This is a genomic window from Paraburkholderia sp. SIMBA_030, assembly GCF_046535245.1.
In the GTDB taxonomy this organism is placed as follows: Bacteria; Pseudomonadota; Gammaproteobacteria; order Burkholderiales; family Burkholderiaceae; genus Paraburkholderia.
Map to the genome: position 1 here is coordinate 1 of NZ_JAWRXB010001250.1, position 249 is coordinate 249.

1 pseudogene is annotated in these 249 nt (G+C 59.8%); it reads right to left on the bottom strand.

Annotated elements, in window-relative coordinates:
- Positions 1 to 140: 140 nt before the first annotated feature.
- Positions 141 to 249, bottom strand: a pseudogene (locus SB772_RS44055) (undecaprenyl-diphosphatase); the annotation flags it as partial.

Consider the following 249-nt stretch of genomic DNA (forward strand, 5'->3'; position numbering starts at 1 on the left):
GCATTTAACGCACGAAGCTTCGAGCCAGCTCCAACAACCACGAACTCAAAGCCCCGAAACGAAACGGGCCCGGCATGAAGCCGAGCCCGAAATTATACCCGATCATCGCGCCATATCACGCGACACCGGCGCCGCAACCGTCAAACCGGCTGCGGATGCATCATGAACCAGCCGAGGAAGAACACGCCGGCGATCACGCAATACACGCCGAACGAAGCCAACCGCCCGCGCCCTTCGAAATAGCGCATC